Below are 201 nucleotides of genomic sequence, written 5' to 3' on the forward strand. Positions count from 1 at the left end.
TATATATTGAATTAATTAAATTATTCATTAAATTAAAGTTTGGAGATATTGAAATTACCTGTATGTTTTGTCCATTTTGATTATTTGATATATAGAATGATTGTTCTGTTTGTTATAGTTANTAATTGTCCATTAGATAACACAATATTTAATTGTTCTACTACATACATTTGTCCTTGTACATTTCCTAAATAATAGGTT

It is taken from the genome of Candidatus Nanopusillus massiliensis (assembly GCF_920984865.1).